Source organism: Vreelandella sp. L-15 (assembly GCF_056857635.1).
The window spans coordinates 1-13,879 of sequence record NZ_JBSXNN010000092.1 but is presented as its reverse complement, the minus strand read 5'-3'; the positions used below and the strand labels follow the sequence as shown (position 1 = coordinate 13,879).

Genomic DNA, 13,879 nt, shown 5'->3' with positions numbered 1-13,879 from the left:
CTCAGTGGGCAGATGAGTGGGTTACAGCAATGCGTTGCACGACTTTTGCGGGTTATCGGCGGCAGTAGGATGTGCCAACAGCCGTTTTATAACGGGGCCGATAGCCACGCCTATCGCTCAACTGAGCAAATGCCTACAAGAGCAAAGGTGAACGACATGTCTCAACCCCTTGCCCTCATTTTTCCCGGGCAAGGCTCTCAGCAGCTTGGAATGCTGCGAGAGCTAGCCGAGCGTTACAGTGTGGTGGGAACGACATTTGAGGAAGCGTCTGACGCGCTGGGCTACGATTTATGGAAAGTAGTCCAAGAAGGGCCGGAAGAAGCGTTGAATTCCACGGCTTGCACGCAGCCTGCGCTGCTGACATCAAGCGTTGCCATCTGGCGCGTCTGGCAGGAGCTGGAAGGTCCTCGCCCCAGCGTGATGGCGGGCCATAGCCTGGGTGAGTATAGCGCTATGGTCTGTGCGGGCGTGATGGGCTTTGCAGAGGGTGTCCAACTGGTGCGCTTGCGCGGAGAGGCAATGCAAGAAGCCGTACCTGCTGGTGAAGGCGGAATGGCCGCCATTCTTGGGCTTGATGACAGCGCGGTGGAAGCCGCTTGCACAAGCGCTGCCCAGGGCGATGTCGTTTCTGCAGTTAACTATAACTCCCCGGGTCAGGTCGTCATTGCTGGTAGCAAAGCAGCCGTTGAGCGTGCCATTGTTGCTTGCCAAGAAGCGGGCGCTAAGCGTGCACTTGCCCTCCCTGTGTCTGTTCCTTCTCACTGCGCGCTGATGCGACCTGCTGCTGAGCGTCTTGCCGAAGCGATGCAGGCGATTGAGCTACGTGCCCCTCGCTATACTGTTATTCAGAACGTCGATGCCCAGGCGCATGCAGATGTTGATACGCTGCGCACTCGTTTAATTGAGCAGCTCTACCAGCCAGTACGTTGGTCCTCCTGCGTTGAAGCAATGTCTGAGCAAGGTGCTAATGTCTTCATTGAGTGTGGCCCAGGCAAAGTGCTGACAGGTCTTAATAAACGTATTGTGCGCGGTGCCAAGGGGCTAGCGGTGAATGACCCCGATAGCTTGGATGCAGCGCTTGAGCTTGCGCGAGAAACATTAGCAGGTAGTGCGTGATAAGCGGCTATTTTCAGCTACCCTTGCTTAGTTCAGTGGAAGGAAACGTGTTATGACGCAAGAAAAACGAGTTGCCTTGGTGACTGGTGCGAGCCGCGGCATTGGTCGCGCTATCGCCCATGAGCTGGGCCGCCAAGGGCGTATTGTCATCGGCACAGCGACCAGCGAATCTGGCGCAGAAAAAATCGATGCCGACCTGAAAGCTAACGGGGTTGAGGGCGCTGGTATGTGCCTGAACGTGACGGACCAAGCGAGCATTGATGAGGTCCTGAAAACCATTGGCGAGCGTTTTGGTGCCCCGACTATTTTGGTTAACAATGCGGGTATCACTCGTGATAACCTCCTGATGCGGATGAAAGAGGAGGAGTGGGATTCCGTCATGGATACCAACCTCAAATCTGTATATCGCGTCAGCAAGGCGTGTCTTCGTGGCATGACCAAGGCGCGTTTCGGGCGGATTGTATCGATTAGCTCTGTAGTGGCAACCATGGGCAACCTGGGCCAAACTAACTACGCTGCTGCTAAGGCAGGTATGGAAGGCTTTAGCCGGGCGTTGGCGCGAGAGGTTGCTTCCCGTGCCATTACCGTAAACGCCGTTGCGCCTGGTTTTATCGCCACCGACATGACCGAAGCGCTGCCTGAAGCCCAGCATGAAATGCTGCTAAAGCAGATTCCGCTGGCACGCTTAGGTGGGCCGGAAGAGATCGCCGCAGCGGTTGGCTTTTTAACCAGCGATGCCGCAGGCTATATCACTGGTGAAACGCTGCACGTGAACGGCGGTATGAATATGCGTTGATGGCCTTAGGCTTGGCGGTTGCGTCAACTTAAGGGCGTCTATAAACTACCCCGCAGCTTTTGGCTTGCGGTTTCCAAATAGCTGGTTATCTCTAACAGCTAATGTGAATGACTGGAGTACGTTGATGAGTACTATTGAAGAGCGCGTTAAGAAAGTTGTGGCAGAGCGCCTGAACGTTAAAGAAGAAGACATCCAGAATAGCTCTTCTTTCACTGAAGACTTGGGTGCCGACTCTCTGGACACCGTTGAACTGGTGATGGCTTTGGAAGAGGAGTTCGATACTGAAATTCCTGACGAAGAAGCTGAAAAAATCACCACGGTTCAAGAAGCCATCGACTACGTAAACGCCCACCAGTAAGGGCGCGGTCGACGCTGTGAACCAGGGTGGGGTGCTCACCCATCCGTCTTAAAAAAGCCGTCCTGATATGGGGCGGCTTTTTTGCTTTACGCTCACAATGAATATAACGTTCAATCTCCGTTATACTAGTCACCAAACTTCTGCAGCAAATGACCCAGATGGGTCGTGTCACCATGGATGCCTGGAGGAAACTGATGGCGCGAAGAAGGGTAGTGGTAACTGGGTTAGGCCTGGTGACCCCAGTGGGCAATAGTGTCAATGAGTCGTGGGCGAACATTGTCGCCGGTAAAAGCGGCATAGCGCCTATTGAGCACTTTGATACCAGTGGCTTCAATACGCGGTTTGGCGGTTCGGTAAAGAATTTTGATATCAGCCCTTACCTGAACCCCAAAGACGCTCGCAAAATGGATCTGTTCATTCAGTACGGCATGGCTGCCGGTGCTCAGGCGGTACAGGATTCAGGGATAGAGTGCACAGAGGAGAATGCTGAGCGAATCGGCGTGGCGATTGGCTCTGGAATTGGCGGGCTGCCAATGATTGAGCATAACCATAATGCGCTCAATAAAGGCGGTGCACGTCGGGTATCACCGTTTTTTGTGCCTGGTTCTATTATCAATATGATTTCCGGCAACATGGCGATCCAGCATGGCTTTAAAGGGCCGAATATTGCGATTACCACGGCTTGCACCACCGGTACCCATAATATTGGCTACAGCGCTCGCACCATCGCCTACGGCGATGCGGATGTCATGATTTGTGGCGGCGCAGAAATGGCCACCACACCATTAGGTTTGGGTGGCTTCTCTGCCGCGCGCGCGCTCTCAACGCGCAACGATGACCCGCAAGCAGCGAGCCGTCCTTGGGATGCCGACCGCGATGGCTTTGTGCTGTCTGATGGTGCAGGGGTGCTGGTGCTAGAAGAGTACGAGCATGCGAAAGCCCGTGGCGCCACTATCTACGCGGAGCTGGCTGGCTTTGGTATGAGTGATGACGCCTACCATATGACCGCTCCGCCCGAGGATGGTCGCGGTGCCGCACTCTCCATGCGCAATGCGATTAAAGATGCCGCTATTGATCCGGCAGACGTGCAGTATATCAACGCCCATGGCACATCAACTGCTGCCGGCGATTTGGCTGAAAGTCGCGCTATTGAAAAAGTGTTGGGCAGTGCGGCCCAGCAGGTGGCCGTTAGCTCAACCAAGTCGATGATTGGCCACCTATTGGGTGCCGCCGGTGCGGTAGAGGCGGTATTCAGCATTCTAGCAATCCGTGACCAGGTCGCCCCGCCCACCATCAACCTGGATAACCCCCAGGAGGGCTGCAACCTCGACTACGTACCCCATACCGCGCGGGATATGCGTATTGATATCGCGCTCTCCAACTCGTTCGGGTTTGGTGGCACTAACGGCTCCCTGCTGTTCAAAAAGGTATAACTTTTTATGCCCATGCCCCAGGTGCCATTTGATGACCGCGGGCTAGCGTATGGCGACGGTGTATTTGAAACAGTGCTGCTGCGCGATGGGGTACCCGTACTTTGGGATTATCACCTCGCGCGCTTGGAACAGGGCTGTCGGCGCTTGAATATCCCGTTGCCTACCTCTCAACAGCTGGCACAGGTGTGGCAGTCGCCCCCTGCGGCAGCGCTGGAAGTACTTAAATTAATATTGACACGCGGAAGCGGTGGCCGAGGCTACGCGCTGCCTGATCATCCTGAGCCCAGGCTGATCTTTCGGCGAACGCCTTTTGTTACCAACGGGCAGCGGTGGCAACACGGTGTCTGCGTACGTTTGTGCCATCTTCGTTTAGGGCATCAACCGCTGCTTGCGGGCATCAAACACCTTAACCGTTTGGAGAATGTGCTAGCTCGCCAGGAGTGGCAAGAGAGCCATATTGCCGAAGGCCTGTTAGCGGACCAATCAGGCGAAATGGTGGAAGCAACCAGTATGAACCTCTTCTGGTCAACGGAAGGGCGTCTTTTGACCCCCCGGGTAAACCGCTGCGGCGTGGCAGGTACTCTGCGCGCTGCGCTATTGGCTAACGGCGTTATTGAGGAAGAGGGGCTGACAGTCTCGGAACTACCACAGGTTGAGCGCCTTTGGGTAGGTAATTCGGTACAGGGCGTGTGGCCTGTGTGTGAATTGCTTGATACGCAGGGCGGCCTGATCGCGACTTGGCCTGTGTTAGCAGGGCCAGACCCACTGCAGGGTGAGGCTCACCGCCTGCTGGGCTATCCCAGTATGTTTCCCGCATCAGAATCCAAATAAATAGATTGAGGTGTCAACGTGAAACGGTTACTTACCGTCTTTGGAATATTGGTTGTGCTGGCCGTTGCCGCTGCGCTCGGCGGTTATGCTTATTGGCAGCAGCGTCTAGCGGCGCCAATTGCGGTAGAGGAACCCACCCTATATCAAGTGCCTGCCGGAGCTGGTTTTAATCAAGTCATTCGCGATTTAGAGGCGCAAGGAGTGCTTGAGGATGCCTGGGCATTTAAGCTACTGGCGCGGATAGACCCAGAGCAGATGCCAAGTCTACGGGTTGGCGAGTACCGCCTCACACCGGGGATGAGTGGGCGAGAGGTGATGGCCCTGTTGGGCAGTAATAACGTGGTGACTTATTCGCTGACCGTGCCTGAAGGATGGACCTTTCGCCAAATGCGTGCGCTGCTAAATAGTGCGCCGAAGCTTGAACACCGTACGGCAGACATGAGTGACGAAGAAGTCATGACGCTGCTGGACCGTGAGGGCACCTTTCCTGAAGGTTGGTTCTTCCCCGATACCTACCGCTATCATCTGGGCATGAGCGATGTCGATATTTTGAGCCAAGCGTTAAATCGGATGGAGCGCATTTTGGAGCAAGTGTGGGCGGAACGGGATGACGATTTAACCATTGAAACGCCCTATGAAGCGCTAATTATGGCATCGCTGATTGAGCGGGAAACCGGGGCGCCTGAAGAGCGCAGAGAGATTGCTGGGGTATTTAAGCGCCGGATGGAGCGTGGCATGCGTCTGCAAACAGACCCCACGGTAATATACGGCATGGGCGAGCGCTATGATGGCCGCATCACACGGGCAGACCTACGTGAAGCCACCCCTTACAATACTTATGTGATTGACGGCATGCCGCCGACGCCGATTGCCATGCCAGGGCGAGCCTCATTGGAGGCGGCGGTGAAGCCGCTACCCGGCGAAACGCTCTATTTTGTGTCCCGAGGTGACGGCACGCATCACTTCTCGCGCACATTACGCGAGCATAACAATGCCGTGAATCGCTATATTCGAAACCGTTAATAAATAGCTAAACACTGAACATGTCGATGGCGTATCTATTGAGTAAGGGGCAGCAATGAGCAAGCGCGGTCGCTTCATCACCCTAGAAGGCGGTGAGGGAGTCGGTAAGTCTACCAATATGGCGTTTGTCGAAGCATGGCTAACGGCCCAGGGAATGGAAGTGGTGCGAACCCGTGAGCCGGGTGGTACCCCCCGCGCAGAAGCAATTCGTGAGCTGTTGCTTGACCCTGCCCCCCAAGAGCCGCTGAGCGTTGATGCCGAGCTGTTACTGGTCTTTGCGGCCCGTGCACAGCATCTAGCGGAAAAAATCCTGCCAGCGTTGGCACGAGGTGCCTGGGTAGTATGTGACCGTTTTACCGATGCCACCTTTGCCTATCAAGGCGGCGGGCGCGGGATCAACCCCGCACGCATTGCGCAGTTAGAGCAATTTGTACAGCAAGGCCTTGCCCCTGATCTCACTCTGCTGCTGGATATGTCGCCCGAAGCTGCCAAAGAGCGGTTAGAGGGCCGCCTACGCGAGCTAAATACCCAGCGTGACCGGTTTGAGCAAGAGCAGGCGGATTTCTTTATGGCGGTACGCCGAGCTTATTTGGATCGCGCGGCCGCTTCGCCTGAGCGCTTTGCGGTGATTGATGCAGCTCAGCCGCTAGAGATGGTTCAAGCGGCGCTAAGCCACGTATTGGAAGAACGGGTTGCCCAATGGCAATAACTGGCGTATTGCCCTGGCATCAGGCCACTTGGCAGCAGCTGGTGCGCCTTGCCAACAGCGGGCGCATGCCCCATGCCTTGCTGATTAGCGGTGCCCACGGGGTTGGCAAGCAGCAGTTGGCAGAAGCGTTGATCGCTAGAACGCTATGTGCCCAGCCCGGCGAGCAGGCTTGCGGGCAGTGTCACAGCTGCGCCATGTTGGCCTCTGGCTATCACCCTGATCTACTGCGGGTGTCGCCAGAAGAGGGCAAGCGCCAAATCCGCATTGACCCCGTCCGCGAAGTGAATCGGTTTGTCTCGCAAACGGCGCAGCAGGGTGGCTACCGAGTGATTGTGATCTCACCTGCTGAAGCCATGAATATTGCCGCCGCCAACGCGCTGTTAAAAAGCCTGGAAGAACCCGGCGATAAAACGTTATTTATCCTACTTTCAGATGTGCCCTCCCGCACGCTGCCAACGATTCGTTCGCGCTGCCAGCAGTGGCCCCTAGCAAGCGTGCCCTTTGATGACTGTAAAGGGTGGCTGACCCAGCAGCTGGGTGGTGATGAAGCTCACTTCTGGTGGCAAGTATCAGGCGGCCTTCCCCTGTTAGCGGTTGAGCTGGCCGCTCCCGATGAACGGGCGCTGCGCCACCAGATTCACGACTGTTTCGAACAGTTAGTGCGCGGGGCAGAGCCTGTTTCAGAGGCGGCGAGGCTGGATCGCCAAGCGATTGATGCGATCTTATGGTACGGTATTGCTTGGCTTGAAGACTTGATTCGTCTGGGACTATCGGGCGAGCAGAGCGTGCTACACAATCCTGATTTAACGCCGCTTTATCGCCAGGCGGTGAAAAATGGCCGCGTACAGGACTGGTTCCGGCTATTAGATTACGCCAGAGAGCAGCGCCGCTTGCTGGCCGTTGGAGCAAACCCGAATCCACAGCTGGTGCTTGAAGCTTGGCTGGTGCGCTGGTCTGCGCTGCTGCGCTCCTGACAATCTAATGCAATGAGGTGGTGATGGCTGCTCAAAAAGCACTCTCTTTAACGATACCCGACGTGCCCACGCTGCTATCTGCCTATATGCCGTTTTTGGATCGAGGCGGTATTTTTGTGCCTACCAAAACATTGTATAGCCTCGGGCAACCCGTTGTACTGCTGCTAACGCTGCCAGGGGTGAGCGAGCGACTCTCCGTCACCGGTCAGGTGATTTGGATCTCACCAGAAGGTGTTAGTGGCCGAAGACTGCCAGGCATTGGCGTGCACTTTAGTCAGCAAGATTACTCTGTGCGTGACCGTATCGAGACCCTGTTAGCCGGGCAGCTTGATAAAGCGCCTCCCTCGTTTACGCTCTAAGCTAGCCACCTCCTATTTACTTCCAAAGAGCACTGCATGTTTGTCGATTCTCACTGTCATCTAGACCGTTTATCGGAGCATACACATGGCGGCGATGTGGCCGCCACGTTGGATGCTGCCCGTGCTGCCAACGTTAGCCAGTTTTTAGCCATCTCTACGACGTTAGAAGAGCTGCCGGGCTTGGCCGCCATTGCTAGAGCACATCACGATGTGGCTATTTCCGCGGGCCTTCACCCGCTCCACCAAGAGCCAAATGAGCCGACAGTGGACGATATCGTAGAGGCTGCTGAACAGTATGGGGCGGTAGCGATTGGTGAGACAGGGCTGGATTATCACTACCAGGAGAGCGTGTCTGTCAGCGTTCAGCATGAGCGATTCAAGCGGCATCTCATCGCTGCGAATGAGCTAGAGTTGCCGGTCATCATTCATACCCGCGAGGCCAAAGAGGATACGCTGGCGCTGCTGCGTGAATACAGCAATCCTCAGGTGGGCGGCGTCATCCACTGCTTTACTGAAGACCTGGACATGGCGCGGGAGGCGGTTCGGCTTGGATTCTATATTTCTCTTTCCGGCATTATTACGTTTCGTAATGCGGCATCGCTGAGAACACTGGCGCGTCAGCTTCCGCTGGATCGGCTGTTAATTGAAACCGACAGCCCTTATTTGGCCCCTGTCCCTTATCGCGGTAAGCCCAATGAGCCTGCCTGGGTCGTTGAAGTCGCGGAGTGTATTGCGCGTGAACGAGGCATCAGCGTGGATGAAGTTGCCATGCAAACGACCGTTAATTTTTACCATCTGTTCCGCGCTGCGGCACCAGACGCGCCTGCCCATGTCAAAGAGGCCTTGGCACAGTCTGGGCTTGTGGTGTAACACGCGGTGACAACCACTGGAGGTCGGTGATGAGTATTGATCGACTATTGCAGCAGTCAGAAGGCTCAGCATCTATTCCCCCTGTTGATACCTGGCAGCCCGCGCTATCAGGAGAAATGGATATCCTGATTCAGGAGGATGGCTCCTGGCTGCATGAAGGGCAGCCGTTTGCTCGTCCTGCGATTGCCAAGCTGCTCTCCAGCCTGCTGCGTCTGGATGCCGATGGATACTGCCTGGTCACTCCCGTGGAGCGCTGGCGCATTGCCGTAGTGGACCGCCCCTTTGTCGTGGTCGAAGCGGATTTCCACGATGGTGCCTGGTGGCTAAAGACTCAATTTGACGATGTAGTACGTCTGGATGCCGAGCACCCCATGAGGTTGACTGCTTCTCCCAGCGGCGAGATGGCGCCCGAATGTGCTATCCGGTTCGGTTTAGCGGCTCGACTGCACCGCAACGTGTTCTATCGCTTGGTAGAGCAGGCGCGCGTGCAAGAGAATTCGTCAGGCCAGAGCGAGTGTCAGCTCTATAGTGCGGGAAGCTGGCACCTGCTTGGCCAGTGGAGCGATAGCGTGCCAAGTGAGGCGCCGTGAAGTTAACCGCCGAGCAGCAAGCTGTTGTTCACCATAGGGAAGGGCATGCGCGTGTAGCCGCCGTGGCGGGCGCAGGTAAAACCACGACCATGGCTGCCCGAGTGCTCCACCTGTTAGGCAGTGGCGTTTCTCCCAAGCGAATGCTGGTGCTGATGTTTAACCGCTCAGCGAAAGATGACTTCCAGCGTCGCCTAGCCAGCATGGCCTCAGCAGGCCAGCCGTTGCCCGACGTTCGTACTTTTCACTCCCTAGGCCACCGGCTGACCCAAAGCCTGTGCCGCTGGGGAGCGCTCGCCCCCAGGCGGCTACTCTCTGCTGAATGGCAAATGGAGCGCTTGCTTCGTCAAGCTAGCCTGAATGTGCTTGCCGGCCAGGTAGATCGTCGCGACGCTGCGCTGGAAGGTGATCGGCTAGAGGCGTTGGCACATTTTTGTGGCCTAGTGAAGGCCGAAATGCTGCCTGCGGCGGCGCTTTATGAGCGCCTTAATTACGAGCCGGATACCGACTATTTCCCTACGGCCTTCGAAGAAGCCGAGCGACTACTGCACGCTGAAGGCGTCATGACCTATGCGGACCTGCTCTACCGCCCACTGCAGGCCCTGGAAGCGGACGCCACGCTCCGCAAGCGGGTCGAAGGTTTCTTGGATCATGTGATTGTTGATGAGTACCAGGATATCAATACGGTTCAGCAGCGGCTGCTGGCCGTGCTTGCTGGGCCGAGTGCGAATGTGATGGCTGTGGGCGATGCTAACCAATGTATTTATGAGTGGCGCGGTGCTCGTCCAGACACGATGCTGGAGAACTTTACCGCCACCTTCGGCAAAGCCACCGACTATCCGCTCTCCATGACCTTTCGCCACGGGCATGCCTTGGCGCTGACGGCTAACCACGCCATCATGGCCAATCAGCGTCGGCCCGATCAGCTCTGCTTGGCCGAAGCAGGTAATCCCGATACTCGCATAACCGTAGGTCAAGGAAGCCGACTGTTACTGGATGCCTTGATGGACTGGCAGGCCCAGGGGAGGGCGCTCAGTGATGCTAGCCTGCTAGTGCGAAGCTGGGCGCTCTCGGTGCCTTTCCAGCTTGCCTTGCTGCAGGCGGGTATCCCCTTTCGTCTGCTGCGAGAAGATCGCTTCGTGTTCCGCTTGCCCCTGGTGCAGGCGTTGGCAGGTTATCTGAAACTCTCCAGGCGTCCAGAACTGCTTCACGACCCAGAGCAGTTGCTGCTGCTGTTATCTCAGCCAACCCCCTTTGTCGCTCGTGAACGCCTGCAGCGTCTGGCTTACCAGTTAGCGACAACCCAGCAGTGGCCGGAGCGGCACGAGCCCGTTCTGGCAGCGCTAAAACCGTTACAGCGGCGCACGCTAAAAAAACGCTGGGAGCTACTGTGTGAGCTGCCCAAACTTAACGCATGGCCCCCGGCCAAATTGCTCGGCCATGTGGTAGAGGCGATTGACGCTGAAAAAACGCTGAAACGTGCCGCCGCTAGACGCGATAAAGGAGAGGAGGACGTGCGTTTGCTCGACGTGCTGATTGAGCAGGCTGAGAGCGTACAAGATCCAGATGCCTTCATTGAGCTACTTGAACGTCCGGTGGAGAATCAGGCTGGCGGCGTGCTGGTCAGTACCGTGCACGGTGCCAAGGGCCTCGAGTGGCCGCTAGTGGCCGTTGCAGGCGTTAATGAAGAAGACTTTCCCCACTATAGCCGCGATAACCCGCTGAATGATGAGCGCTTAGAGGAGGAGCGGCGGCTGTTTTATGTGGCCATCACGCGTGCCAAGGAGCAGTTGCTGGTTCTTCACGACGGAGGTGCACATCGGCCAAGCCGTTTTATTGCCGAAAGTGCCTGGCAGGATGGTATGCGTGTCGCCGCTTGTTTAGCCAATCAGCAGGCGCCAGATACGCCGTTAGAAGTGCAATCCCCTAGCTTAGTGGCCCGTTACTTGGAAAGAGTAGGGCGCGCCGACATTGCCTTAGCCGCACCACAGGTGAAGGAGTCTTCAGCTGGTTACCAAGCGGGTAGCCACTACTACCCCGGTCAGCGCTTGCTGCACGCAGTGTTTGGAGAAGGCGAAGTGGCGGCAGTAGAGGGTAATCCGTCCGACCCGGTGATTGATGTGCGGTTTGTGCAAGCCGGGCGACGTCGTCTCATCGCCCGCCGTGCACCTATTGAGGTGATGGAGCCTCCGGTGCAGCCAGCGTAGCCAGCTGCACCATTGCTATCCCTGTTATATATTTGGCCTGTTACATATTTGGATAGTTCGGACCGCCACCGCCTTCAGGGGCTACCCAGGTAATATTCTGGGCGGGGTCTTTGATATCGCAGGTTTTGCAGTGCACGCAGTTCTGGAAGTTAATCTGGAAGCGTGGCTTGCCCTGATCATCCTCAACCACCTCATACACCCCTGCCGGGCAGTAGCGCTGAGCGGGTTCAGCATACTTGGGCAGGTTGTCACGAATCGGCAGCTCTGGGTCTGCGAGGCGCAGGTGGCAGGGCTGATCCTCTTCATGGTTCGTATTGGACAAGAACACCGAGGTGGATTTATCAAACGACAGTTTGCCATCTGGTTTCGGGTAGTTGATCTTCTCGAACTCAGCGGCTGGCCTTAACGCGCCGTGGTCGGTAGTGGTGTCATGAACGTTGGGGAGCTTATTGCCCAGCAACTGGTTCACAAAGTTATAGGCGCCACCGCCAACCGTGCCATATTTGTGAATGGCAGGGCCGAAGCTCGCGCTCTCTTTTAGCTCCTGATAGGCCCAGCTGGCTTCCCACTTGCTGGTAAAGTTGGCAAGCTCTTGCCCGCCTTCATCGCCGCCTTTGATCGCTTCAAATACACTTTCTGCCGCCACCATGCCTGATTTCATTGCCGTGTGCAGGCCTTTGATCTTGGCAAAGTTCAGGGTGCCCGCGTCACAGCCAATCAACAGACCGCCAGGGAAGGTCATTTTCGGCAGGCAGTTGAACCCGCCTTTGGCAATGGCCCGTGCGCCATAAGCCACGCGTTTGCCGCCTTCCAGGTACTGGCTCAGCACCGGGTGGTGCTTCATACGCTGGAACTCATCGAACGGGGAGAGCCACGGGTTCTGGTAGCCGAGATCCATAATCAGGCCAACGACGACCTGCTGGTTTTCCGCATGGTAGAGGAACCAACCGCCGTGGGTCTTGCTGTCTAGTGGCCAGCCGGAGCCATGTACCACCAAGCCGGGTTCGTGCTTATCGGCGGGTACGTCCCACAGCTCTTTCAAGCCGATACCGTAGTGCTGCGGGTCGCGTCCGGCATCCAGCGAGAAGTCATTGATCAGTCGCTTGCCTAAGTGCCCCCGTGCGCCCTCTGCAAATAGCGTGTACTTAGCGCGTAGCTCCATTCCCGGCATGTGGCCATCTTTAGGCGTACCGTCGGCACCTACGCCCATATCGCCAATCAGGATGCCGCGCACCACATTATCTTCAATGATGACTTCCTGAGCAGCAAAACCAGGAAATATTTCAACGCCCAGCGATTCCGCCTGCTCGGCCAGCCAGCGGCACAGGTTGCCTGCGCTAATCACGTAGCGAGTCAGTTCACCCCCGGTGTTGTGCATGCTCTTGGGTACCAGCGCATTGGGGATTTTCTGCGCCTTTTCGGCATCCTTCAGCAAATAGACATCGTCGCGCGTGGCGGGCGTATTCAGGGGAGCGCCGCGCTCTTCCCAGTCGGGAAACAGCTCCGCCAGGGCGCGGGGTTCGAATACCGCGCCAGACAGAATATGCGCTCCCACTTCAGATCCCTTCTCGACCACGCAAACGGTTAGCTCTTGCTCCGCCTCGTTGGCCTGCTGCATCAAACGGCAGGCGGCGGCCAAGCCAGAGGGGCCTGCGCCCACGATGACCACGTCAAAGTCCATTACATCGCGTTCAACGTTTTCCACCCGGTTTCTCCTTATTCTCATAAGCGCCATCTGTATCTGGCTAGCGAATGGGCACTAGCTTATGAAAAGATGGCCTTAATTTAAAACGGTCGTTTGCTTCTGGTTATCTCCCATGATAGGCATAATACCCGTGTCAGGTCACCCCTACGATGGCAAAAGCACACTTTATAAGTGTCGGTACGAATAGCGATACCGGCGGGCTACGACCAAGGCCGCACGAAGAGAAAGTTGTTGCTGGTGGGTAGGCTGTGGCAAATTGATAGGGTTTTTCATTTGCTAGCCTATCAAACGCTTGCATGAATTTTGAGCGCAGCCACTAGGTGGCGGCGCCTAGTCAGGTTAACGGCTTCTATCACGAGCCAAGCGAGGAACCTATGAAAGTACTCGTCGCGGTGAAACGCGTCATCGACTACAACGTCAAAATCCGCGTCAAAGCGGACCACTCTGATGTAGACCTTACCAACGTTAAAATGGCCATGAACCCCTTCTGCGAAATTGCCGTGGAAGAGGCGGTGAGCCTGAAAGAGAAGGGTGTGGCCACCGAGGTCGTGGCCGTGACCGTGGGCCCCAAGGCCGCCCAAGAGCAGCTGCGCACCGCGCTGGCGCTGGGGGCCGACCGCGCCATTCATATTGAAACCGACGAGCGCGCCGAATCGCTGGCGGTGGCCAAACTGCTTGCCAAAGTGGTGGACGAAGAGCAGCCCGGCCTCGTCATCCTCGGCAAACAGGCCATCGACACCGACAACAACCAGACCGGCCAGATGCTCGCCGCGCTGACCAATCTGCCGCAAGGCACCTTCGCCTCAGAAGTCGCGGTAGATGGTGACAAGGTCAACGTGACCCGTGAAATCGACGGCGGCCTGCAAACCGTCGCGCTGACACTCCCGGCCATCGTCACCACTGACCTGCGC

Annotated in this window: 14 protein-coding genes; 13 read left to right on the top strand and 1 reads right to left on the bottom strand. The window is 56.6% G+C overall.

The window, feature by feature from the left end:
- The first annotated feature begins 156 nt into the window (after positions 1 to 156).
- The 12 genes from fabD (at position 157) to AC13CY_RS13540 (ending at position 11,263) form a co-directional block, all read left to right on the top strand.
- Positions 157 to 1,116 carry an ACP S-malonyltransferase gene (gene fabD, locus AC13CY_RS13595; RefSeq protein ID WP_054645062.1) on the top strand — a complete coding sequence of 320 codons (960 nt, stop codon included), beginning with the start codon at positions 157 to 159 and terminating at the stop codon, positions 1,114 to 1,116.
- Positions 1,117 to 1,168: 52 nt separating this feature from the next.
- Complete coding sequence (fabG, locus tag AC13CY_RS13590) at positions 1,169 to 1,912, top strand: 3-oxoacyl-ACP reductase FabG (RefSeq protein WP_044629217.1); 744 nt, start codon at positions 1,169 to 1,171, stop codon at positions 1,910 to 1,912.
- 124 nt (positions 1,913 to 2,036) lie between these two features.
- Entirely contained in the window at positions 2,037 to 2,270 is a 234-nt protein-coding gene (acpP, locus tag AC13CY_RS13585) for an acyl carrier protein (protein WP_008956801.1), read from the top strand.
- Between the two features lie 194 nt (positions 2,271 to 2,464).
- Positions 2,465 to 3,703 (top strand): beta-ketoacyl-ACP synthase II, encoded by a 1,239-nt coding sequence (fabF, locus tag AC13CY_RS13580; protein ID WP_044629218.1) that lies wholly within the window; start codon positions 2,465 to 2,467, stop codon positions 3,701 to 3,703.
- 6 nt (positions 3,704 to 3,709) lie between these two features.
- Positions 3,710 to 4,534, top strand: a complete 825-nt coding sequence (gene pabC, locus AC13CY_RS13575; protein ID WP_172514581.1) for an aminodeoxychorismate lyase — start codon at positions 3,710 to 3,712, stop codon at positions 4,532 to 4,534.
- An 18-nt stretch (positions 4,535 to 4,552) separates the two neighbouring features.
- Positions 4,553 to 5,557, top strand: a complete 1,005-nt coding sequence (gene mltG / locus AC13CY_RS13570; protein ID WP_062360071.1) for an endolytic transglycosylase MltG — start codon at positions 4,553 to 4,555, stop codon at positions 5,555 to 5,557.
- A 55-nt stretch (positions 5,558 to 5,612) separates the two neighbouring features.
- Complete coding sequence (tmk, locus tag AC13CY_RS13565; RefSeq protein WP_253557283.1) at positions 5,613 to 6,266, top strand: dTMP kinase; 654 nt, start codon at positions 5,613 to 5,615, stop codon at positions 6,264 to 6,266.
- The gene (locus tag AC13CY_RS13560; RefSeq protein WP_044629222.1) at positions 6,257 to 7,240 is read left to right on the top strand and encodes a DNA polymerase III subunit delta'; all 984 of its coding nucleotides are present in this window, start codon (positions 6,257 to 6,259) and stop codon (positions 7,238 to 7,240) included. The genes tmk and AC13CY_RS13560 overlap by 10 nt, the downstream gene beginning before the upstream one ends.
- A 23-nt stretch (positions 7,241 to 7,263) precedes the next feature.
- Positions 7,264 to 7,599 (top strand): PilZ domain-containing protein, encoded by a 336-nt coding sequence (locus AC13CY_RS13555; RefSeq protein WP_054645063.1) that lies wholly within the window; start codon positions 7,264 to 7,266, stop codon positions 7,597 to 7,599.
- A gap of 36 nt (positions 7,600 to 7,635) precedes the next feature.
- A complete protein-coding gene (locus AC13CY_RS13550) occupies positions 7,636 to 8,469 on the top strand; it encodes a TatD family hydrolase (RefSeq protein WP_172514580.1) in 834 nt (277 codons plus the stop codon).
- Between the two features lie 29 nt (positions 8,470 to 8,498).
- On the top strand, positions 8,499 to 9,059 hold the full coding sequence (locus tag AC13CY_RS13545; RefSeq protein ID WP_089674952.1) for a DUF1285 domain-containing protein: 561 nt from the start codon (positions 8,499 to 8,501) through the stop codon (positions 9,057 to 9,059).
- The gene (locus AC13CY_RS13540; RefSeq protein ID WP_062360075.1) at positions 9,056 to 11,263 is read left to right on the top strand and encodes an ATP-dependent helicase; all 2,208 of its coding nucleotides are present in this window, start codon (positions 9,056 to 9,058) and stop codon (positions 11,261 to 11,263) included. The genes AC13CY_RS13545 and AC13CY_RS13540 overlap by 4 nt, the downstream gene beginning before the upstream one ends.
- A gap of 40 nt (positions 11,264 to 11,303) precedes the next feature.
- Here the strand turns inward: AC13CY_RS13540 and AC13CY_RS13535 are convergent, their stop codons facing one another.
- Positions 11,304 to 12,968 (bottom strand): electron transfer flavoprotein-ubiquinone oxidoreductase, encoded by a 1,665-nt coding sequence (locus tag AC13CY_RS13535; protein ID WP_044629227.1) that lies wholly within the window; start codon positions 12,966 to 12,968, stop codon positions 11,304 to 11,306.
- 374 nt (positions 12,969 to 13,342) lie between these two features.
- On the opposite strand from AC13CY_RS13535, the gene AC13CY_RS13530 reads away from it, so the two are divergent.
- On the top strand, positions 13,343 to 13,879 hold a 537-nt coding region (locus tag AC13CY_RS13530; RefSeq protein WP_483052665.1), incomplete at its 3' end, for an electron transfer flavoprotein subunit beta/FixA family protein.

Bases quoted from the DNA above. Each gene is read 5' to 3' on its own strand.
- AC13CY_RS13560 (WP_044629222.1), top strand. From the start codon at position 6,257: ATGGCAATAACTGGCGTATTGCCCTGGCATCAGGCCACTTGGCAGCAG.
- fabG (WP_044629217.1), top strand. From the start codon at position 1,169: ATGACGCAAGAAAAACGAGTTGCCTTGGTGACTGGTGCGAGCCGCGGC.
- fabD (WP_054645062.1), top strand. From the start codon at position 157: ATGTCTCAACCCCTTGCCCTCATTTTTCCCGGGCAAGGCTCTCAGCAG.
- tmk (WP_253557283.1), top strand. From the start codon at position 5,613: ATGAGCAAGCGCGGTCGCTTCATCACCCTAGAAGGCGGTGAGGGAGTC.
- pabC (WP_172514581.1), top strand. From the start codon at position 3,710: ATGCCCATGCCCCAGGTGCCATTTGATGACCGCGGGCTAGCGTATGGC.
- AC13CY_RS13550 (WP_172514580.1), top strand. From the start codon at position 7,636: ATGTTTGTCGATTCTCACTGTCATCTAGACCGTTTATCGGAGCATACA.
- acpP (WP_008956801.1), top strand. From the start codon at position 2,037: ATGAGTACTATTGAAGAGCGCGTTAAGAAAGTTGTGGCAGAGCGCCTG.
- fabF (WP_044629218.1), top strand. From the start codon at position 2,465: ATGGCGCGAAGAAGGGTAGTGGTAACTGGGTTAGGCCTGGTGACCCCA.
- AC13CY_RS13555 (WP_054645063.1), top strand. From the start codon at position 7,264: ATGGCTGCTCAAAAAGCACTCTCTTTAACGATACCCGACGTGCCCACG.
- AC13CY_RS13545 (WP_089674952.1), top strand. From the start codon at position 8,499: ATGAGTATTGATCGACTATTGCAGCAGTCAGAAGGCTCAGCATCTATT.